Below are 20,853 nucleotides of genomic sequence, written 5' to 3' on the forward strand. Positions count from 1 at the left end.
GTTATTTCAGGCGCCGTGATTTCGGGCGCCGTGCTTTCGGGCGCAGCATTCTCAGTAGGAAAACCGCGAGAGGACATCATCCAGCCCCAGAAGTGAGATGAATCGGCGACGAGTTCGACGATAGGGGGAATTCGACGGCCCTATCGGCAGGAAAGGAGGAAGGAAATCGGCAGTTTTCCGCTGCCGCTTTCCGGACATGCCGCAGGAATCGACCCGGGCAGGCCGGGGCTACCGGCCGGCGGTGATTCCGCATTCCTCGGGGGACCAGACGTCCTCCCGGTCCAGGGCCTGCGGAGCGTACTTTCCGAGCGCGCTGATCAGCAGTCGGAGTTCCAGCGCCAGACAGTCCACGAAACGGCGGAGCCCGAATTCCCGGTCCTCCGCCACGGCGATCAGCGCCGCCCGCCCGAGGCCCACCGCACGGGCCCCCGAGGCCAGGCCCTTGACCGCTCTGGCGCCTTCCCAGATCCGCCCGGAGACCAGCAGCGAGGGCGGCGGCGCGACCGCCAGCCGGCGCAGGCACTCCGCGAGCGGCAGTCCGACGTGCGGCAGGAACACCCCGGGCGCCCAGCCGGTTCCGCCTTCGGCGCCGTCCACCACGACGGCGTCCGCCCCGGCCTCGTGCGCCACCCGGGCGGCCTCGGCCACGTCCCGGCCGGGGTAGAGCTTCACCCAGATCCGCACCCGCGGGTAGTTGTTGCGCATCAGCCGGATCTGCTGGCGCAGGATCTCCGCGGTGAAGGTGCCCGGGGTGGCGGCGCGCAGCACCCGCCCGTCGCCGAACAACGGGTCCAGCCCGAAGCGGTCGCCCAGCGCGGCGGCGGCCTCGGCCTCCAGCACCGTCATGCCGCCCAGGCCCGGTTTGGCGCCCTGGCCGACCTTCAACTCGAAGGCCAGCCGCCCGGATTCCAGCAGCGGCAGGGCGGCCGGGTCGCTGTGGACGAGGTTCCACACCTCGGCGTCGGCGTCCTCGGTGCTCTGCTGGACGGCCACGCCGCCGAGGCCGTCCGGAAGTTCTTCGGTGTAGGCGCGCAGCCGGCCGAGCAGCGTGCGGTCGGCCGCCTCGCCGAGCCGGCCGTAGCCGTTGACCGGCACCACGTTCTCGCCGATCACCATCGGGATGCCGAGCGCCCCGGCCTGCCGGCTCAGCGCCAGCCCGAGGTCACCGCCGGCGGCCCGGGTGGAGCCGGTCGCGGAGACGTACACCGGCAGCGCGGAGGCGAACCCGCCGATGGCGGTGGCGAGTTCGACGTCCCGGTAGTCGGGCTCGCGGCCGAGGTCGATCAGCTTGGCCAGCCGCTGCGGCAGGAACAGCGGCGGGACGATCCGCAGCGCGTCCAGGGCGTCCGGCGGCGCCGCCCGGTCCGCCGCGCCCGACTGGCCGGCGCCGAACAGCACGTGTCCGTACTCCTCGGCGGGCGGGAAGGCGGCAGCCGCCCCGGCGCGGGCCCGGTGCCGGACCTCCTCCTCCGGGAATCCCGGCGCGCTGAGGTCGCTCACGGCGACACCACCCCGGCGATCTTCGGGAAGGCGCTGGCCTGCCAGACGGCGTCCAGCCCGGCGACGTACCGGGTGAGCCGCTCGACCCCGATGCCGAAGCCCGCGCTGGCCGGCACGCCCTCGCGCACCAGGTCCAGGTACCAGCGGTACTTCTGCGGGTTCTCGCCGGTCTCCCGCATCCGGGTGACGATCTCCGCGTAGTCGTTGGTGCGCTGGCTGCCGCTGCACAGTTCGCCGTAGCCCTCGGGCGCCAGCAGGTCGAAGTTGCGCAGCAGGCCCGGGTCGTCGGGGTGCTCGCGGTCGTAGAAGCCGCGCGAGCCCTTCGGGTAGTCGGTGACGAAGAACGGCCGGTCCCGCCGGGCCGACAGCAACGCCTCGCCCTCCCAGTCGAGTTCGGCCTCGGGGCTCTGCGGGTGCCCGATGCCCTGGAGTTCGGCGACCGCCTCCGCGTGCCGGATGCGGCCGAAGGAGCCCTGCAGCAGTTCGGCGAAGGCCTGCGGGTCCCGGCCGAGGTCGGCGAACTCCTTGGGCAGCGCGCGGACGGTGCTGTCGACCATGTGCACCACCAGGTCCTCGGCCAGCTGGACGACGTCGTCCCGGCTCGCCCCGGCGACCTCCACGTCCAGCTGGTGGAACTCGGCGAGGTGCCGGTTCGTCCCGGCGGTCTCCAGCGGTTCCAGGCGGACGTTCGGGGCGATGCAGAAGATCTTGTCGAAGGCGAGCAGCGAGGCCTGCTTGTACAGGATCGCGCTGGTCATCAGCTTGTAGCGGTGGCCGTAGAAGTCGATGTCCACCTGCTTGGAGCCGCGCGCACCGGGATCGGTGACCGGGCCGATGATCGGCGGCAGCAGTTCGGTGAAGCCCCGGCCGCGCAGGAACTCGCGGGCCGCGGTGAGCAGGTGCTGCTGGATCCGGAGCGCGCTGCGGGTGGCCGGCGCGGTCAGGTGCCGGCCCGGGTCGGTCGGCGGCAGGGGCGTGGTGTCGGGCATGGTCGGGGTCCTCTTCTCTCGTTCTCTCGTGGAGCGTGGAGCGTGGTTTCTCAGCGGGCGCCTCACCGGGCGTCTCACCGGGCGGCGGGCAGCCCCCGCAGTGCGGGTGCGGGCGAGCGCCCGGCCCGGTCGTCGTAGCGCTGCTGGACCTGGGAGAGCGCGGCCAGCAGCCCGGCCGAGCCGAGGATCGGCGCACGGCCGCCCTCGGCGAGCCCGGCGATCGGCATCGAGCCGACGGCGGACCACAGCAGCCGTCCGTCCGGGCCGAGCGAGCTGCGCGTCCGCCCGGCGTTGTCGGGGTGCAGGCAGTACGGCACGTCCAGGTAGCCGGCCGCGAACGCCCGCACCAGGGCCCGCCCGAGGTCGGCGTCCAGGTCGAGCACCGCGCCGATCAGCGCCCTGGCCTCGGCCTCGATCCCGGTGTCCGGCGGGGCGGCGGGCCGGGGGCGGGCGCGTTCCGCCGTGGCGGCCGCGGCGGCGGTCTCCAGCGCCCGGACGTTCTCGGCGACAGTCGGGATGCGGTGCGCCTCGGCCGTGGTCTTGACGATCAGCCGGGCGGCGCCGCCGCGCACCGCGAGCCGCGCGGCGTCCTCCAGCAGCAGCCGGGCGCCGCCGGGCGAGCGCGGGTACACGCCCATGTACGCGTACACCACGAGGTGGTGGTCGACGTCCGCGAGCAGTTCGCCCGCGATCCGGCCGAGCGCGGCCAGCGCCTCCTCGTCCTGGCGGGCGTTGGCCTGCTGGGCGTAGCTGAGCGAGATGCTGCGCAGCCCGTGCTGGCGGAAGAACAGCGCCTCCAGGACGCTGATGGCGATCAGCAGCGAGGGCGGGCAGAGCTGGCCCATCATGCAGCCGCCGAAGGTCTCCAGGTGCGGATCCGCACCGAACTCCCGCATGGACGACAGCAGTTCGCAGCTGCGCTGCCAGCGGGCCACCGCCTCGTGCAGCGGGGTGCGGCCGTACGGCAGGCAGTAGGAGACCGGTCCGCCCTCGGTGGCGTCCAGGCCGGCCGCCAGCAGCGCCCCGATGATGTGCTCCGGCGCGGCCGAGCCGTGCCGGACCTGTACCGGGAAGCCCGCGTCCGCCACCCCGGCCAGGACCGCCCGGGTGACGTCGACCGGGTGGGTGGCGATCGGGTAGCCGTTGAGGCCGGCCCCGGCGGCCAGGGCCCGCCGCGCGGCGTCGAGGTCACCGGTGCGGGTGTAGCTGTCCAGGGTGATGGTGCCGACGGTGACGGCGGCCGCCGCCCGGGTGGCGAGCAGGCCCTCCCGCATCCGGGCCGCCTGCGCCATCCCCATCCGGGGCTGGACGACCAGTGCGCCGGCCTCCGCGGCCTGCGCCACGAACGCGCCGAAGCTCGTCACAGCAGGACCCGGGAGTGCAGCCCGTCGACGAACTCGCGGAACCCGGCCACCGCGGAGTCCTCCTCGAAGACCCGGTCGAAGCCGGCCGCCAGCAGTGTGCGCTCGCGGTCGGGGTCGTCGGTTCCGGCGATGCCGAGCTTGCCGCCGATGACCGTCGGGGTGCGTCGCAGTTCCGGGCAGGCGCGCAGGGCCGGGATCACCCGCAGCCCTTCCTGGTAGCCGTGCCCGTTGACGCTGCTGACCACGATCAGGTCAGGTTCGATCCGGCGGCATTCGGAGAGCAGCAGGGCGTCGGGGACGCACGCGCCCAGGTTCGTCACCCGGTGGCCCATTTCCTCCAGCAGCAGTTGCAGGAACACCAGGTTCCAGGTGTGCGAATCCGAGGCCGTCGTCGTCACGACGACGTCCAGTCTGCTCTCTCTTGCATTTCCGTGCTCCACAATCCAGCCCTCGTCGGTAGCGATCCTCGATGGAATTCCGCCGACGCCCCTGCCGGCGGCCCGGGAATTCCGGCGCGTATTCCGCGGCGGTCCAGCCCCACGGAGAACGCTAGGAACGATCGGGCCCGGCGACCGGCAGCTCGTGCGGCAAGATGCGGGCAAGAAGCGGCAGTATCGACACCCGGACGGACGCCGTGTGGTCAGCCCGCGACGGCGAGCAGCTGGACGTCCCCGGCCGGCGCGAACCGGTGCCCGGGCTCCTCCCGGAGGAGGCGGCGGCACACGTTGAGCACCGTGAAGCGCACCCCGTCGCGGGCGGGCACGCTGCGGATCAGTCCGCGCGACAGCAGTTCGTGCACCGTCGCCAGGCAGGTCTGCGGCGCCCAGCCGCTGCGGACCACCGCGTCCTCCCCCGACCAGTCGCCGGGTTCGTCCACGAGCACGTCCAGCAGGGCCCGCTGGCGCTCCGTCAACCGCTGGATCGCCGGCTCCACCTCGTCCCGGACGTCGCCGCGCGTGCCGTACACCACCGGCGGTGCCGCCAGCGTGAACGGGCCGGCCGACAGCCGGGCCAGCAGCTGGGCGGTGGACTGCACCAGCGTCCACCCCGCCGCGCGCTCCAACGCCCCCGGCAGGCCGTCCAGGTGGCGGCAGAGCGCGGCCACGGCGGGGGCCTCGGAGCGCTCCAGGGTGTAGCCGGGGCGCAGCCGGCGCAGGTGCGAGAGCAGCAGCCGGACGGCGCCGATCTGCGCCAACGCCTCCGGTTCGGCGTCGAGTTCGGGGGCCGGTACGGGCAGCGGCGCGAGCGGGACGACCTGCCCGCCGGGCAGCGGCCAGGCCTCCCGGGCGGTGATCAGCACCCGCAGCCCGGGGCAGTGGTGGAACAGCCCGTCCAGCCGGCCGGCGTCCACCCCGCCGTCGGCGCCGTCCAGCACCAGCAGGGCGGGCCGGTCGCCGATGTCCCGGACGATGTCGTCCATCCGGCCGTGCCAGGGGGCCGGGTCGCCGGCGCAGTCCACCCAGCGCACCGACCAGCAGGCGGCCAGGTGCAGGCGGCGGGCCACCTCCAGGGCGAGCCGGGTCTTGCCGACCCCGCCGAGCCCCACCAGCGAGACCAGCCGGTCCCCGTGCACGGCGAAGGCGTCGGACAGCACCTCGGCCTCCATCTCCCGGCCGACGATGGCCCCGCGCGCCACCGGCGGGGCGACCGGCGCCACGGCCGCCGGCTCATCGGCGAGCGGGTGCCGACGCGCGGCCTCCTCGAAGTCCGTCCGGCTGCGGCCCTCCAGCCGCAGCGCGTCCGCCAGCAGCCGGACGGTCTCGTTCCGCGGCCTTCTGACTCGGCCGCTCTCCATGTCCCGGATCGCCCGCACGCTCAGGGTGGCGTGATCGGCCAGGCACTGTTGGGTCAGGCCGATCCGCTCGCGCCGTACCCTCAACTGCTCGCCGAAGCCCGCCGCCGGCCTCACCGCTTGCACCCACTGCCCGCCGTCCATGCCTCGTCTGCCCTTCGTGGTCCGGACTCCTGATGGGGGTCGGGACCGGTGGCGGCATCAGCGCTGGGCACCCGCGCGGTCCGTGGTCCGACCGCGTGGGTCCCGGTGGTCAGGCTGTGGCCTCCGAACCGGTCCCCTCCGGTTCCAGATGCTGCAGGCTTGCCGTCTACGCCCGATCAACGGCCGATCACCGGCCCCACCCACGACCTTCACCCTGGCCTCACAGCCCGTCGGCGGACTGCTCCTCGAGTGCGGCAGGGGCTGTACCCATCAGCGCGTCGCGGGTCCTGGCCGTGTCCGCGATGTGCGCGTCGAGCCTCGCCCGCTCCTGCCCGATCCGCTCCAGCGCGGCCACCGAGCGCTCCTCGCACGGTCGACCAGCGGCCGTGGCGGCCACCCGCCCGAGGCCGCCGCGGCTCCCCGCGCCCGGGGGGTTCAGTCCAGGAGCTTCGCCAGGACGCGGTCGAGCGCCTGGATGTCCTCCGGGGGCAGGGCGAGCAGGTCGTCGGGCGGGGTGGTGAGGATCCTGACGGCGAGGGCGGCCTTCGCCTGGCCCTCCTCGGTCAGATGGACCAGCTTGGACCGGCGATCGGCGGGATTGGTGACGCGTTCGGCGAGGCCGCGCCGCACCAGGTCGTCGACGATGACGGTGGTGTAGGGCGGGTCGCTGCCCAGCCGCTCGGCCAGGTCCCGCAGGGTGATCGGGTCGGCGCCGAGGCGGCGCAGCGCCCTGACCCGGCTGAAGCTCATGCCGAGGGCTTCGGCGACGGTCTTGCGGCGGTCGTAGCGCTCCAGGACGAGCGCGTTCAGCCCCTGCCAGACCCTGGTCGCCGTGCTGGTGGCGGCCTCGTCCCCCTCGTGGTGCTCGCCGGTGTGCGGGCGGTCCATCAGGTGTTCACCGTCTCCTTCGTCTCCCTTGTCCCCGGCGCCTCCGGCGTCTCCTCGGAGGCGAGCCGCTCCGCCGTGCGCAGGGCCGTCTCCCGGGCCCAGCGGCCGGAAGTGAGCGTACCCGTGACCAGCACGGCGGCGCCGCAGCCTGCGATGATCCACCACGCCGTCCGCCCGGCGTCGGTGAAGGCCGCCGTGTGCGCGTACGCCCCGCCCGCCATCAGGGCGCCGACGACGGCCACGCCGAGGGACTGGCCGATCTGCCGGCTGGTGGAGGCCACCGCGGCCGCGACACCGGCCTGCGAACGGGGCATGCCCGACACGGCGGTGTTGGTGATGGGCGCGTTGACCAGGCCGAAGCCGGTGCCGAAGAGCAGGTACGCGACGACCAGCACGGCCGTCGGAAGGTGCTCGGAGTAGGTGAGCGCCTGGAGCCCGGCGCTCGCGCACAGGGCCGCCCCGGCGAGGAGCAGGGGGATGCGCGGCCCCCGGGAGGCGACCATGCGGCCGGACAACGGTGCGGTCAGCAGCGCCGTCACCGCCATCGGCAGCATGAACAGTCCGGCGTGCAGCGGGGTGAGCCCGCGCACGTTCTGCAGGTAGAGGGAGCTGACGAACAGGAACCCGCCCAGGGAGGCGAAGGCGGCGACCGCGATCACGGTGGCGCCCGCGAACGGCGCGGACCGGAAGAACCGCAGCTCGATCAGCGGGTCGGCGCGCCTGGGCTCGTACCACAGCAGGCCCAGCAGCGCGGCCAGCGCCGCCGCCGCGCAGCTGACGACGAGCGGCGAGGTCCAGCCGCGCTCCGGCGACTCGATGATCGCGTACGTGAGCGCGGTGAGCAGGACGATGACGAGCACCTGGCCGACCGGATCGACCCGGCGGGGCCGCGGCGCCCGTGATTCCGGCACGTACCTGCGGGTCAGGAACAGCGCGGCCAGGCCGATCGGCACGTTGATCCAGAAGACGGCCCGCCAGCCGGCCGACTCGACCAGGGCGCCGCCGACGATCGGTCCGGCGGCCATGCTGATGCCCACGACGCCGCTCCACACGCCGATGGCGCGGGCACGCTGCCGGGAGTCGGTGAAGGTGTTGCTGATGATCGACATGGCGACGGGGTTCAGCATCGATCCGCCGACCGCCTGGAGCATCCGTGCGGCGACGAGCCAGCCGAGCCCGGGGGCCAGGCTGCACAGCAGCGACGCCGCGGTGAAGACCACCAGCCCGATCTGGAAGACCCGGCGGCGGCCCACCCGGTCGGCGGTGGAGCCGGAGAGCATCAACAGGCTGGCCAGCACCAGCGTGTAGGCATCGACCGTCCATTGCAGCCCGGACACCGAGGTGTGCAGGTCGCGCTGGATGGCGGGCAGGGCGACGTTCAGGATCGTGTTGTCGAGGCTGACGATCAGCAGGCTCATGCAGCAGATGGCGAGCACGAGCCAGGGCCGTCGTAGGGCGGCGTCCGGCATGGTGGGGGCTCCACAAGTATTTGTATTGTTGAAATCATTGTGAGCATATAACTAAATCACCGAACGGCCCAGCCCCGTGCAACCCAGCCCGCGCAGCCCAGCCCGCTGGCCTCCCCCGCGAGCCGCCCCCGTCATGGTCGGGGGGCCGGCTCCGGCGGCCAGGCGCCGGGGGCCAGGACGCCGGTGGCGTAGGCGCGGGCGACCAGCGCGGTGCGGTTGGGCAACTGCCAGCGGCGGGTGAGCCGGGCGAGGTGGTAGTTGACGCCGTCCGGGGTGAGGCCGATCTCCCGGCCGATCTGGGCGGTGGTCGCGCCGCGGGCGGCGGCGGCGAGGATCCGGGCCTCGATCGGGCTCACCTCGGGGCGGGGGGCGGCCGGCGGGTCGGCGGGCCCGCTGCGGACCGGCAGCGAGAGCAGCAGGTTCGGGGCCTCCTCCGGGGTGTCGCCGACCAGGGCGACGGTCATCTCGCCGCTCCGCTCGGTGCCGTCGGCGGCCGACCAGGAGACCGGCGCCGGGTACTGCGAGCGGCGGTGCAGGCGGACGGCCTCGGCGAGCGCCGGTATGGTGGCGCTGTCCCGGAGGGTGAAGAACTCCAGGATCTTCCGGTTGCGCAACTGCCCGGGCAGCAGGCCGAATTCGGCGGCCATCGCCCGGTTGACGATCATGATCCGGCCGCTGAACTCGCACACCGCCAGCGCCACCGGCACGTGGTCGAGCAACCGCAGCGTACGGTTGCGCCAGATGACGGCGAGGTCCTGCCAGCTCTCCGCCGTCGACTCGCAGTCGGTCAGTCTCATCCCGGCCCCTCCCGTGTACAACTTGCGCGTGCAGCAGACCTGACGGTCCGTTGACAAGTCTTCCGCGACCGCCGCTACTGCACAAACATGTAGTCCTCGGGCCCGGGTTCCCGCCCTGCTCGGGCGAGAGTGGAGGACGACGAGGTTTCTCCTGCCACGGAAGGCGACAACCCATGACCGAGACGATGACCCCGGCGGCAGCCGAGGCTGCGAATCCGGCCGGGGCCGGGCTCCCGCCCGAGACCCTGGTGCCCCGGCAGAGCGCCGCCGGGGTGCCGCTGGTCGACATCTCGTCGGCGCCGCCGATCGCCGCCCCCTTGCTGCGCACCATGGAGCTGGCCCGGCGGCACGCCCCGGCCTTCGTCCAGCGCCTGCACGGGCGGGACACCCTGATCGTCAGCGGCCTGGACCTGGTCGAGGAGCTGGCCGACGAGGAGCGGTTCACCAAGTCGATCGGACCGGCCCTGGAGAACGTCCGCGAGTTCACCGGGGACGGCCTGTTCACGGCGTACAACGCGGAGCCGAACTGGGCCAGGGCGCACGACATCCTGATGCCCGCCTTCGCGCTCGGCTCGATGCGCACCTACCACCCGGTGATGCTGCGGGTGGCCCGCCGCCTGATCGAGTCCTGGGACGGCCGGTCGGCCGCAGGGCTGGTCGTGGACGTGCCCGGCGACATGACCCGGATGACCCTGGACACCATCGGGCTGGCCGGTTTCGGCTTCGACTTCGGCTCCTTCGACCGGGAGGAGCCGCACCCCTTCGTCGAGGCGATGGTCCGCTCCCTGAACTGGGCGATGAACAAGCTCCTGCGCGACCCGGAACTCGACCACGGCGAGCCCGACCAGGCCGCCCGGGGCGACGCCCGGTACCTGGCCTCGGTGGTGGACGAGGTGATCGCCGCCCGCGCCGGCAGCCCCGAACAGGGCCCGGCCGAGGACCTGCTGGGCCTGATGCTCGACGCCGTGCACCCCGCCGACGGCAGCAGACTGGACGCCGAGAACATCCGCAACCAGGTGATCACCTTCCTGATCGCCGGCCACGAGACCACCTCGGGCGCGCTCTCCTTCGCGCTGTACTACCTCGTCAAGCACCCCGCCGTGCTCCGCGAGGTCCAGCGCGAGGTGGACGCGCTCTGGGGCGACCAGGCCGACCCGGAGCCCTCGTACGAGGACATCGGCCGGCTCCGGTACACCCGGCAGGTGCTCAACGAGGCGCTGCGGCTGTGGCCGACGGCCCCCGCGTTCAGCCGGGAGGCCCGCGCGGACACCCTGCTCGGCGGCCGGATCCCGATCCGCGCCGGGGAGCCGGTCCTGGTGGCCACGATGATGCTGCACCGCGACCCCGTCTGGGGCGACAACCCGGAGCTGTTCGACCCCTCCCGCTTCGACCCCGAGCCCGAGGCGGCCCGCTCACCGCACGCCTTCAAGCCCTTCGGCACCGGCGAACGCGCCTGCATCGGGCGGCAGTTCGCGCTGCACGAGGCGACCATGCTGCTCGGCATGCTGGTCCACCGCTACCGGCTGATCGACCACGCCGACTACCAGCTGACCATCAAGCAGACGCTCACCATCAAGCCCGACGACTTCACCCTCGCCCTCGCCCCGCGCACGCCCGCACCCCCGGCGGTGGCGGACGCGCCGGTCCGCGCCGCCGACCTGCCCGGGCGGGTCCGCCAGGGCACCGGCCTGCTGCTCCTGCACGGCTCCAACTACGGTGCCTGCCGCGAGTTCACCCGGCAGCTGGCCGACGCGGCGGCCGCGCTCGGCTGCGACACCGCCGTCGCCCCGCTGGACGCCTACGCGGACGGGCTGCCCACCGACCGGCCGGTGGTGATCACCGCCGCCTCGTACAACGGGCAGCCGACGGACGACGCGGCGGAGTTCGTCCGCCGGCTCCGGACGGCGACCGAGCAGGCCGAACAGGCCGAGGGCGGCGGAGGCACGGGCGCCGGCGGCCGGGGCACCGCCGGGTTCGCGCAGGACGTCCGATACGCGGTGCTCGGCATCGGCGACCGGACGTACGCCGCCACGTACCAGCGCGTGCCGACGCTGATCGACGAGGGCCTCGCCGCCCTCGGCGGCACCCGGCTGCTCGCCCGGGGCGCAGCCGACGCCTCCGGCGATCTGGCCGGGAAGGTGGCGGAGTTCACCACGGCGCTGAGCCGGGCCCTGCTGGAGCGGTACGGCGACGCCGCTGCACCCGTCGTCGCCCCCGTCACCGGCCCCGCGCCCGCTCCCGCCGAGGCCGCCGCCCTGGAGACGTACACCGTGACCGAGCTGGCCGGCGGCCCGCTGGACGCCCTGGCCGCGAAGCGCCGCGTGATCGGGCTGACCGTCACGGCGGTCGGCAGCCTCACCGACCCCGCCTACCCCCGGGTCAAGCGCCTGGTCCGGCTGGCCCTGCCGGAGGGCGTCGACTACCGCACCGCGGACCACGTCTCGGTACTGCCGGCCAACGACCCGGCCCTGGTCGAGCGCGCCGCCAAGGTGTTCGGCGCCGACCCGGACACCCTGCTCGGCATCGTGGCGAACCGGCGCACCATCCTCGCCGTGGACCGGCCGCTGACGGTCCGCGAACTGCTCACCCACCACGTCGAGTTGCAGGACCGCCCGAGCGCCGCCCAGCGCGCGACGCTGGCCGACCTCAACCCCTGCCCGCCCGAGCGGGCCGCGCTGCGGGCGCTGCCCGAGGACGACCCGCGGACGCTGCTGGACCTGGTCGAGGACCACCCGGCCCTGCGGGAGGTCCTGACCTGGCCGGTGCTGCTGGAACTGCTGCCGCCGATCCGGCCCCGGATGTACTCCATCTCCACCTCGCCGACCAGCGCCCCTCGCCACGTGGACCTGATGGTCTCCGTGCTCGACGCCCCGGCCCGCTCCGGCCGGGGCTCCTTCCGGGGCGTCGGCTCCGGCTACCTCGACCGGGCGGCCGTCGGGGACACCGTGCTGGCGCGCCTCCAGCCGTGCCGCGAGACGTTCCGGATCGGCCACCGCGCTCCGGTGATCATGATCGCGGCCGGCACCGGCCTGGCGCCGTTCCGCGGCGCGGTCGCCGACCGCCGCGCCCTGCTCGCCACCGCCACCGCCACCGCCACCGCCGAGGACACGGGCAGGGACAGGGCCACCGAACTCGCCCCGGCCCTGCTCTACTTCGGCTGCGACGCGCCCGACGCCGACTACCTGCACCGCGACGAACTGCTCGCCGCCGAGCAGGCCGGCGCCGTCTCGATGCGCCCGGTCTTCAGCGAACGGCCCGTCGACGGCCGGCGCTTCGTCCAGGACCGCATCGCCGCCGAGGGCGCGGAGGTCTGGAGCCTGCTCGCCGCCGGCGCCGAGGTCTACGTGTGCGGCGACGGCGCCCGGATGGCCCCGGGCGTCCGCGCCGCATTCCGCGAGCTCTACCGGAGCCGGACCCCCGGCGCCGACGAGGGCCAGGCCCAGGCCTGGCTCCAGGGCCTGATCGACGAGCGCCGTTACGTCGAGGACGTCTACGCGGGCCGCTGAGCCGCCCGACCGGATCCCGCCCGACCAGGAGGCCGGCCACACCCACCCGGGGTGCGGCCGGCCTCCTGTCGCACACATATCTCCCAACTCCCCTTCCATGCAAGCCTCGACACATTGTCGATCAAGGTGTTCTGATGTTCGCACCATACGTATGACTATCCGACCGATACCTGACGGCAGGTCGGAGAAGCGGAGGAACGGTGCGGCCTGCTCGTGGCGTGGCTGTGTTGCTGGCAACGGGGGTCGTCGTGGCCCTCGGCCTGGGCACGGGAGGCCCCGACTCGAAGGGCAGACCGGCCACCGCCGGCGCCGCTCCGGAGAGCACACCCGACCCGAGCGGCACACCCTCCGACAGCCCCAGCAGCCCCGGTGCCACCCCGACCCCCAGCGCCACGCCGACCTGGGACGGCCAGGTCAAGGTGCTCGGCGACGGCTCCACCTCCGACACCGGCCCGCAGCCCAGACAACCCCGGCCCGAGAAGCTGAAGCCCGGTGAGAAGCCGCCGCAGTTCGTGGTGTTCTCCTGGGACGGCGCACTGGAGGGCGACGACGAACAGTTCTCGCGCTTCCGCAAGTTGGGCACGGAGAACAACGCCCAGATGACGTTCTTCCTCAGCGGCATCTACACCCTGCCCAAGTCCAAACGCACGCTCTACCACCCGCCGCAACACGACGCCGGCGCCTCCGCCATCGACTTCGCCACCGACGCCCACATCAAGGACACCCTGGAGCAACTGCGCCTGGCCTGGCAGGACGGGAACGAGATCGGCACCCACTTCAACGGGCACTTCTGCGAATCCAAGGGCGGCGACGACTGGAGCACCGAGGAGTGGAAGAGCGAGCTCGACCAGGCGATCTCCTTCGTCACCAACTGGAAGACCAACACCGGCTTCAAGAACCTCCCGCCGCTGCCCTTCGACTACACCAAGGAGGCGGTCGGCGGCCGCGCCCCCTGCCTGCAGGGCCAGAAGAACCTGCTCGCGGCCGAGAAGGCGGCCGGCTTCCGGTACGACGCCAGCTCACCGGGTGAGTTCCAGGTCTGGCCCGGCAAGAAGGACGGCATCTGGAACTTCCCGCTCCAACTGCTGCCCTACCCGGGCAAATCGACCCAGGTCCTCTCGATGGACTACAACTTCCTCGCCAACCAGTCCGGGGACACCACCAAGGGCGATCCGAAGAAGTACGACGCGTGGGAGAAGGAGACCCGGAACGGCTACCTCAACGGCTTCGAACGGGTCTACAACGGCAGCCGGGCCCCGCTCTTCATCGGGAACCACTTCGAGAGCTGGAACGGCGGCATCTACATGCAGGCCATCGAGGACGTGATGAAGAGCGTCTGCACCCGGGAGGGCGTCCGCTGCGTGTCCTTCCGCCAGGTCGCCGACTGGCTGGACGCCCAGGACCCCAAGGTGCTCGACCAGTTGCGCGCACTGGACCCGGGGCAGCCGGCCGACTGGTCCCGCCTGGTCAAGTGACCCGGCCCGGGCGACCGCGGGGCCGTGACACCACGCCCCGCGGCCGCCCGGCCCCAGGCCCTACCGGCGCCCCAGGCCCTACCGGCCGCTCGCGTCTCCCGGGCCACCGGCCGCCTTCATGTACGAGGTCCAGATCTGGGTGGGCAGCGCGGAGTCCGGGGTGTCCGGGGCGGCGCCGCCCAGCCCCTCCAGTGAGAGCAGCTTCATGTCCTTCAGGTCCGCCCGGAAGACCGTGACGGCCGTGGACATCCGCGCGTCGTAGCCGACAAACCACCCCGCCGTGCGGTCCGGGGTCGTCCCCGGCTTCCCGGCCAGGTCCGGCCCGGCCTCCGCCGCCGCCTTGGCGCTCCCGGTGCGGACCGCGCTCTTGAGCGCCGCGTCCACCTCCCCCGCGACCTGCGGGGTCAGCGCCTGTACGGCGGTCGGTAAGCGCAGCCCGAGCGGCTCGCCGTTCCGGGTGATCCGCAGGACGGAGTACGGGTCCGTGTGGCTGCCTCCGGCGGCGAAGGCGGCGTAGGCGTCGGCGGTCCTGATCGCGCTCGGTGTGGAGTTCCCGACGCCGAAGGCCGGCACCAACTCCCCCATGCTGCCCGGGAGCAGGCCCAGGTCGGCGGCGGTCTTCTGCACCCGGTCCAGGCCGACGTCCATGGCGAGCTGCATCATCGGCCCGTTGACGGACTGCTCCACCGCGCTCCTCAGGGTGACCGTCCCCCAGCTCCGCTTGCCGTCGTTGGCGGTCTTCGCTATCCGCCCGTTGCGCCCCCAGTACGGCCCCTCCGGGGTCATCACGTTCACGCCGTCGTCGCCGTCGTAGGTGGTGGCGGGCACCACCGGGGTGCGGCTGCCGCCCCGCTTGCGCTGCACGCCCTCGCTCAGGCCCGAGGCGTAGACCAGCGGGGTGAAGGCCGAACCGACCGGCACCGTGGAGGTGTTGGCGTTGTCGAAGCCCTGTTTCAGGTAGTCGGTTCCGCCGTAGAGCGCGACGATCCTCCCGTCCGGGGCCACCGAGGCGGCACCGACCTTCAGTAACCGGTCGGTCTCGCGGCTGTCGGGGTCGATCCCCTTGGTGGCGTCCCGCACCGCGGCGGCCAGCGCGTTGACCTTGGGCTTGTCGAAGGTGGTGAAGATCTGGTGGCCGCCGAGGTCGAACTGGGCCTGTGTGATGTCGCTGTGGCCCTCCACGTAGGTCCTGGCCATGTCCACCAGGTACCCGACCTGGCCGCTCAGCCCCGCCGCCTTCGGCTGGGTCCTGGGTTCGGGGAACACCGTGTACCGGGCGCGTTCGGCGGCGGAGAGCCTGCCGACCTTCACCATCCGGTCCAGGATCCAGGACCACCGGTCCTCGGCCCGCCGGTGGTTGTTCGCGCTGATCCCCGGATCGAACTGCCCGGCCCCCTTCAGCAGGGCGGCGAGGAAGGCCCCTTCGCTCGGGTTGAGCTGCGAGACGTCCTTGCCGTAGTACGCCGCCGCGGCCCGTTCGATGCCGTAGCTGCCGCGCCCGAACCAACTGGTGTTCAGATAGCCGGCCAGGATGTCCGGTTTGCCCATCCGCCGGTCCAGCTTGATCGCGATGACGATCTCGCTGAGCTTGCGCGAGAAGTCCTGACGCTGGTTCAGGTAGTTGTTCTTGACGTACTGCTGGGTGATGGTCGAGCCGCCCTGGGTCTCACCGCCCGAGACCATCTGGTAGACCGCGCGGCCGATGCCCGTGAAGGAGATCCCCGGGTCCGAGTAGAAGGTCTCGTTCTCAGCCGCCAGTACGGCCCACTGCACCGACTCCGGTACCTGGTCGAGCGGCACCTCCTGCCGGTTGGTCTCGCCGATCCGTGCCATCTCGGTGCCGTCCGCCCAGAAGTACACGTTGTTCTGCTGGGTGGCGAAGGCGTTCAGGTCCTCCGGGACGTGGGTGGTGACGTAGAACCAGGTCAGCCACCCCGTCAGCACCGCGGCCCCGGCCCCCGCCACCAGGAGCAGCTGCCGCCAGGACGGGAGCCAGCGGCGGACTCCACGCCGCCCTCTGCGCGGGTAGTCGATCCACCGCCGCCCTCCGGGCTCCTCCCCTCCGGCCTCCCCTCCGGGCTTCTCCTTCTCCGCCCCGCCACCTCGGTCAGCACGCACAGTCCGGTCTCCGATTCGCTCGTGGGCACAGACCCCCGAACTCAGACGCGATGGGGGCCGGACCACGGCACAACGGAATTGATGTGATCACGGTCATACCGAGCGGACCGACGGGACGGCACGGACCCACCCGGCCTGGGGCGGAACAACGCCGGCCGAGGAGGTGGACCACGGGGAAACGACGACGCCGGGGTGCCTTGTGGCACCCCGGCGGGTGGTCGAGGGCGAGGAAAGCGAACGGGCTATGTCAGGTGGTGTGAGAAGGAAGCCCGTTCATGGCCTCGCCGGGGCCAACGCTAGCAGTCAGGCGGGGATCAGGTCACGCAGGTTTTCCGGGGTGATGACGACGGAGTCCGGGTGCAGGCCCTCCGGGCGTTCCAGACCGATGTACGTGACCGGGCCGGCCGGGAGCGACGTGCCGTCCCACAGCGTGGTGGCGGTGGCGCGCTCGCCCATCAGCTCGGTCAGATGGCGGACCGTCAGGTGGTCACGCCCGACGATGCCCCGCAGCAGCGTGGCGACCGACATCCGGTTCCCCTCGACCCGGTTGGCGTTCGGGTTGCCCCTCAGGTACAGGTGCAGCCACTTGGCGTGCCAGCGGCCGTCGTCCCCACGCAGGAAGGCCAGCGGCAGGGCGACCCTGCCCGGGCCGCGCAGGTCCGACTTCATCCGGACGGTGCGCGGTTCGAAGGGGCGGCCCTGCTGTTCGGCGTCGCGCAGCATGAAGCCGAAGAAGGACTCCTCGACCTCCTCGAAGCCCTCACCGGAGAAGATGTTGACCTGCGGGACGATGGCGCTGCCGCGTACGGCGCCCAGGCGCAGGTTGATGAACTCGGAGCCGCCGTCGGGGGCGTCGGTGACGTCTCCGGAGTGCTCGCCCTCGACCTGGCTGAGCGAGGTGTAGGAGAGCCAGCCGAGCGTCTCGTAGGAGTCGTCGAGCATCAGGGCGGACAGGTCGAAGTCGGTGCTGTGACCGGTCTGCTTCCAGTAGACGAAGAAGCGCAGCAGTTCGCCGTCGACCGGGGTGAGGGAACCGCGGGGCAGCACGCCGAGTCCGGCGGTGGTGGCCTTGCCGCTGAGCGGGAGTGCGACGTCGAGTACGTCGGGGTCGATCAGCAGGTGCCCGGGGTCGGGGAGGCGGCGGCTCGTCTCGGCGTCCAGTGCGGCGAGTAGGCGGTCGCGTTCGGGTGCCGGCAGGGGCGGTCGGGTGTCGGTGGTGACCCAGGCGCGGCCGAGGCGGTTGACGAAGAGGCGGCGCCCGTCCGCTTCCCCGGTGCGGTTGTGGAGGTGTTCGCGGACCGACAGCAGGACCCGGCCGGAGACCTGCGGGGCGGCCTGCTCGACGGCGGCCACGACGGTGTCGCGTTCCTCCGGGGTGCGGCCCGCACGCAGCAGACGGTCCAGGGAGCGGAACAGCATGCCCGGGGCGGCGGCCAGCAGCCGTACCGCACCGGTGACGTCGCCGGCGCCGAGGAGTTCCTCGACGCGGCTGGTGAGGGAGCGGGCCGCCACCTCGCCCCGGGCCACGGCGAACACCTCGGCGGCGCGCGGCCAGCGCGGGTACTCGTGCGGGTGAAGGCGCTCACCGAGGCGCTTGAACGCCTCGCGGTGCCCGCTGACGTCGGCGAGCTTGGCGGGGTTGGCGCCCACCACGGCGTCGAGGCCGGCCAGCAGGGCGCGGCGGGCCGGTCGGGACAGCGCCCGGAACCGGGTCGGTTCCGCCAGGGTCACGTCGCCGTCGGACAGTGCGCAGGCCAGCCGGAGCACGTCGGTGACGGTGTCCAGGAGGAGGTCGGCGCCGGCCTGGAGGCGGGCGAGGTTGACGACGGCGCGGTTCTCCCGGACCGGGATCGCCTCTGGCTGCGGACCGGCGACGCAGTTCCCGGCGAGCACGCCGAGGTCGCGCAGGCCCTCCTCGCCCAGCGGCGTGGTGCTGCCGGCCAGGGCCAGGTAGAGGGCCGTCACCTCCTCCTCCAGGGCGCCGCCCAGGTGCAGGACCGTCATGCGGTCGCCCGCAGCTGCGATCAGCTCGTCGTGGGCGGCGAGCAGTTCGGCGTAGCTGTGCTGGTAGCGGCCGTAGGACGGGAGGGTCAGCAGGTCGACCACACCGGTGCGCAGTTGGGCGAGCACACTGCCTCGCGACGCGTCGTCGGCGAGCGCCCCGGCGATGCAGTGCGTCCAGAACTCGAAGGTGTCCGGCACGTTGAGCGGGAAGTCGATGAAGTAGGCGTTGTGCCCGACGTGGTCGCCCACCGACTCGCGGACGGTGCCCAGGGTGCGGGCGGCGGTGTCGACGACCGTCGCCTCGGGCAGTCCCGACAGGTACTCCAGCAGGTCCGCCGAGAGCTTGAAGCCCACGGACATCAGCGCGGCGTCGAACTGCCGCGCCACGACAGCGCCTTGCCCCGCCGGAACGCCCGGCCGGGAGGGGGCGGGGAGGCGGTGGGTGTGCCGGACGACGATGGGTTCGAGACGGTGGACCATGCGGTCATGCTCGCAGAACGGTACGGGGCGGCGCATGCGGGTTTCCGGGCCCGCCGCCGGTGGGTCCGGGGAAGTTGGCTAGACAGGAATTGGCTGAAAACTCATGCGGCGTTCGCTGGGGGACCTCGTACGGCCTGGCTGCGGCACCTATGTTCGAACCTTCTTGGCACCCCCCTGTACCCCGAGAAGGAAGGACACCACGTGGCCTCCATCGACCGGCGCCGATTCCTCCAGCTGAGCGGCGCGTCCGCAGCCGCCGCAGGCCTCGGCGCGTTCCCGCCCGCGGTCAGCAAGGCCCTGGCACTGCCCGCGATCGGCCGGACCCGCTCGATCGAGGACGTCGAACACGTCGTCGTCCTGATGCAGGAGAACCGTTCCTTCGACCACTACTTCGGCACCCTGCGCGGCGTGCGCGGGTTCGACGACCCGCGCCCCACGCTGCTGCCCGACGGCCGGCCGAACTGGCACCAGCCCGCCGCCGCCGTGAAGACCGGCCGCTACCACGACCGCGGTCTGCCCGCCTCCGAGCAGGAGGTGCTGCCCTGGTACATCGACCCCAGGAACACCACCGAGTACCAGGCCGGCACCGACCACGGCTGGAGCAGCGGCCACCTCGCCTGGAACGAGGGGCGCCACGACCAGTGGGTGAACCAGAAGCAGGACGTCATGACGATGGGCCACCTCAAGCGCCAGGACCTGGCGTACCACTTCGCCCTGGCCGACGCCTTCACCCTCTGCGACTCGTACTTCTGCTCCGTCCACGCCGACACCGCGCCCAACCGCATCTACCTGTGGACCGGCACCAGCGACCCGCGCAACGTGTACGGCCGCAAGCCCAACGGCCCCGGCCTGGAGGAGCGCAACAACACCAACGGCTACACCTGGACCACCTACCCCGAGCGCCTGGAGAAGGCCGGCGTCAGCTGGAAGCTGTACCAGGGCGGCTCCGGCGAGCCGGGCACCCCCACGGACAACTACACCGACAACTCGCTGATGTTCTTCGAGCGGTACCAGGTCGCCGAGGGCGCGTCGGGCCCCCTGGTGGACAAGGGCGCCACCGACCACACGCTGAAGGAGTTCCGCGCCGACGTCCAGCAGGGCCGGCTGCCGCAGGTCTCCTGGATCGTCCCGCCGTACAAGTACAGCGAGCACCCGTCCGCGACGCCCACCGACGGCGCGTACTACATCAACCTCGTGCTGGACGCGCTCACCTCCAACCCCGAGGTCTGGGGCAGGACGGTCTTCCTCATCAACTACGACGAGAACGACGGCCTGTTCGACCACGTCGTCCCGCCGATGCCGCCGGTCGTCAGCGGCCCGGGCGGCCAGGGCATCGTCTCCGCCGACCTGAGGGCGAGCCTGCGCGACGAACTGCTCGACCTCGGCAAGCACCCGGGCGAGATGGGCCCGCTGGTCCCCGGCGCCGACCCGGGCGGCCTCCAGCCGATCGGCCTCGGCCCGCGCGTGCCGATGCTGGTCATCTCCCCGTGGTCGCGCGGCGGCTGGGTCTGTTCGGAGACCTTCGACCACACCTCCGTCCTGCGGTTCCTGGAGGCCCGGTTCGGCATCGAGGAGCCCAACATCAGCGCCTGGCGCCGGTCGGTCTGCGGCGACCTCACCTCGGCGCTCGACTTCTCCGGCGCCGACCCGCGGCCGGTCTCGATCCCGGTGCCCGCGCCGATCGCCTCGCAGGGCAAGCCGTACCAGGTGCCGCTGCCCCAGCGGATGCCCACCCAGGAGCCCGGTGTCCGGCCGGCCCGTGCCCTCCCGTACGACCTGGTGGTCAACGAGGAGGAGACGGACACCCCCGGGCGGTTCCAGCTGGATCTGGAGAACCGGGGCGAAGCGGGCGCCTGGCTCTACATCTACGACCGGACCGCGCCGAAGGCCGCCCCCCGCCGGTACACCATCTCGGGCGGCGACACCCTCGGCGACTTCTGGCCGCACTCCGCCTCCGGCGACTACCACCTCGCCGCCCACGGCCCGAACGGGTCGGTGTACGAGTTCGAGGGCAGCGCCCGGACCGAGCTGGTCGCGCTGTTCGACCCGCAGAAGTCCAAGGTGCGCGTCAAGATCACCAACAACGGGCCGGCCGCCCGGACGGTGACCGTCGCCAACGCCTACGCCAAGGGCTCGCAGCAGAGCCGCAGCATCCGGCGCGGCGCCTCGGCCCAGTTCACCTTCGACATACGCCCCGACAGCCGCTGGTACGACATCACCGTCGCCGCCACCGACGGCCCGACCTTCCGCCGCCGCTGGGCCGGCCACCTGGAGAACGGCCGCCCCGGCACCAGCGACCCCGGCACCAGCTGACCGACGGCGCGGCT

General features: G+C 72.8%; 14 protein-coding genes. 3 read left to right on the forward strand and 11 right to left on the reverse strand.

The annotated features are described in order from the left end of the window. Window positions 1–228 precede the first annotated feature (228 nt). From AB0R04_RS13885 to AB0R04_RS13925, 9 genes are all read right to left on the reverse strand, one after another. Window positions 229–1,500 carry a glutamate synthase-related protein gene (locus AB0R04_RS13885; protein ID WP_363370847.1) on the reverse strand — a complete coding sequence of 424 codons (1,272 nt, stop codon included), beginning with the start codon at window positions 1,498–1,500 and terminating at the stop codon, window positions 229–231. Next, window positions 1,497–2,489, reverse strand: coding sequence for an asparagine synthetase A (locus AB0R04_RS13890; RefSeq protein ID WP_363370850.1), 993 nt, complete (start codon window positions 2,487–2,489; stop codon window positions 1,497–1,499). Before AB0R04_RS13890 ends, AB0R04_RS13885 begins: the two co-directional genes overlap by 4 nt. Before the next feature lie 74 nt (window positions 2,490–2,563). Then, window positions 2,564–3,853, reverse strand: coding sequence for a methylaspartate mutase (locus tag AB0R04_RS13895; RefSeq protein ID WP_363370852.1), 1,290 nt, complete (start codon window positions 3,851–3,853; stop codon window positions 2,564–2,566). Next, window positions 3,850–4,296, reverse strand: a complete 447-nt coding sequence (locus tag AB0R04_RS13900) for a cobalamin-dependent protein (RefSeq protein WP_107453099.1) — start codon at window positions 4,294–4,296, stop codon at window positions 3,850–3,852. The genes AB0R04_RS13895 and AB0R04_RS13900 overlap by 4 nt, the downstream gene beginning before the upstream one ends. Before the next feature lie 197 nt (window positions 4,297–4,493). Further along, window positions 4,494–5,771, reverse strand: coding sequence for a helix-turn-helix domain-containing protein (locus AB0R04_RS13905; RefSeq protein WP_363370854.1), 1,278 nt, complete (start codon window positions 5,769–5,771; stop codon window positions 4,494–4,496). 238 nt (window positions 5,772–6,009) lie between these two features. After that, window positions 6,010–6,144, reverse strand: a complete 135-nt coding sequence (locus AB0R04_RS13910) for a hypothetical protein (RefSeq protein WP_363370857.1) — start codon at window positions 6,142–6,144, stop codon at window positions 6,010–6,012. Between the two features lie 80 nt (window positions 6,145–6,224). After that, complete coding sequence (locus AB0R04_RS13915; protein ID WP_363370860.1) at window positions 6,225–6,677, reverse strand: MarR family transcriptional regulator; 453 nt, start codon at window positions 6,675–6,677, stop codon at window positions 6,225–6,227. Continuing rightward, window positions 6,677–8,146: an MFS transporter gene (locus AB0R04_RS13920; RefSeq protein ID WP_363370863.1), complete on the reverse strand. Its 1,470-nt coding sequence runs from the start codon at window positions 8,144–8,146 to the stop codon at window positions 6,677–6,679. The genes AB0R04_RS13915 and AB0R04_RS13920 overlap by 1 nt, the downstream gene beginning before the upstream one ends. Window positions 8,147–8,277: 131 nt before the next feature. Continuing rightward, window positions 8,278–8,943 carry a LuxR C-terminal-related transcriptional regulator gene (locus AB0R04_RS13925; RefSeq protein ID WP_363370866.1) on the reverse strand — a complete coding sequence of 222 codons (666 nt, stop codon included), beginning with the start codon at window positions 8,941–8,943 and terminating at the stop codon, window positions 8,278–8,280. Between the two features lie 173 nt (window positions 8,944–9,116). Here AB0R04_RS13925 and AB0R04_RS13930 point away from each other — a divergent pair, with 173 nt between their 5' ends. After that, the gene (locus AB0R04_RS13930) at window positions 9,117–12,449 is read left to right on the forward strand and encodes a cytochrome P450 (protein ID WP_363370869.1); all 3,333 of its coding nucleotides are present in this window, start codon (window positions 9,117–9,119) and stop codon (window positions 12,447–12,449) included. Between the two features lie 224 nt (window positions 12,450–12,673). Next, window positions 12,674–13,924, forward strand: coding sequence for a hypothetical protein (locus AB0R04_RS13935; RefSeq protein WP_363371073.1), 1,251 nt, complete (start codon window positions 12,674–12,676; stop codon window positions 13,922–13,924). Window positions 13,925–14,002: 78 nt separating this feature from the next. Here AB0R04_RS13935 and AB0R04_RS13940 read toward each other — a convergent pair whose 3' ends face one another. Further along, the gene (locus AB0R04_RS13940; protein ID WP_363370871.1) at window positions 14,003–16,042 is read right to left on the reverse strand and encodes a transglycosylase domain-containing protein; all 2,040 of its coding nucleotides are present in this window, start codon (window positions 16,040–16,042) and stop codon (window positions 14,003–14,005) included. A 303-nt stretch (window positions 16,043–16,345) separates the two neighbouring features. Beyond that, a complete protein-coding gene (locus tag AB0R04_RS13945) occupies window positions 16,346–18,526 on the reverse strand; it encodes a hypothetical protein (protein ID WP_363370873.1) in 2,181 nt (726 codons plus the stop codon). 201 nt (window positions 18,527–18,727) lie between these two features. Between AB0R04_RS13945 and AB0R04_RS13950 the strand changes: the two genes are divergently transcribed. Then, on the forward strand, window positions 18,728–20,839 hold the full coding sequence (locus AB0R04_RS13950; protein ID WP_363370875.1) for a phosphocholine-specific phospholipase C: 2,112 nt from the start codon (window positions 18,728–18,730) through the stop codon (window positions 20,837–20,839). The last annotated feature ends 14 nt before the right edge of the window (window positions 20,840–20,853 follow it).

This window comes from Kitasatospora sp. NPDC056731 (genome assembly GCF_040687675.1).
GTDB lineage: Bacteria > Actinomycetota > Actinomycetes > Streptomycetales > Streptomycetaceae > Kitasatospora.

Bases quoted from the DNA above. Each gene is read 5' to 3' on its own strand.
- AB0R04_RS13925 (WP_363370866.1), bottom strand. From the start codon at position 8,943: ATGAGACTGACCGACTGCGAGTCGACGGCGGAGAGCTGGCAGGACCTC.
- AB0R04_RS13915 (WP_363370860.1), bottom strand. From the start codon at position 6,677: ATGGACCGCCCGCACACCGGCGAGCACCACGAGGGGGACGAGGCCGCC.
- AB0R04_RS13930 (WP_363370869.1), top strand. From the start codon at position 9,117: ATGACCGAGACGATGACCCCGGCGGCAGCCGAGGCTGCGAATCCGGCC.
- AB0R04_RS13890 (WP_363370850.1), bottom strand. From the start codon at position 2,489: ATGCCCGACACCACGCCCCTGCCGCCGACCGACCCGGGCCGGCACCTG.
- AB0R04_RS13945 (WP_363370873.1), bottom strand. From the start codon at position 18,526: ATGGTCCACCGTCTCGAACCCATCGTCGTCCGGCACACCCACCGCCTC.
- AB0R04_RS13920 (WP_363370863.1), bottom strand. From the start codon at position 8,146: ATGCCGGACGCCGCCCTACGACGGCCCTGGCTCGTGCTCGCCATCTGC.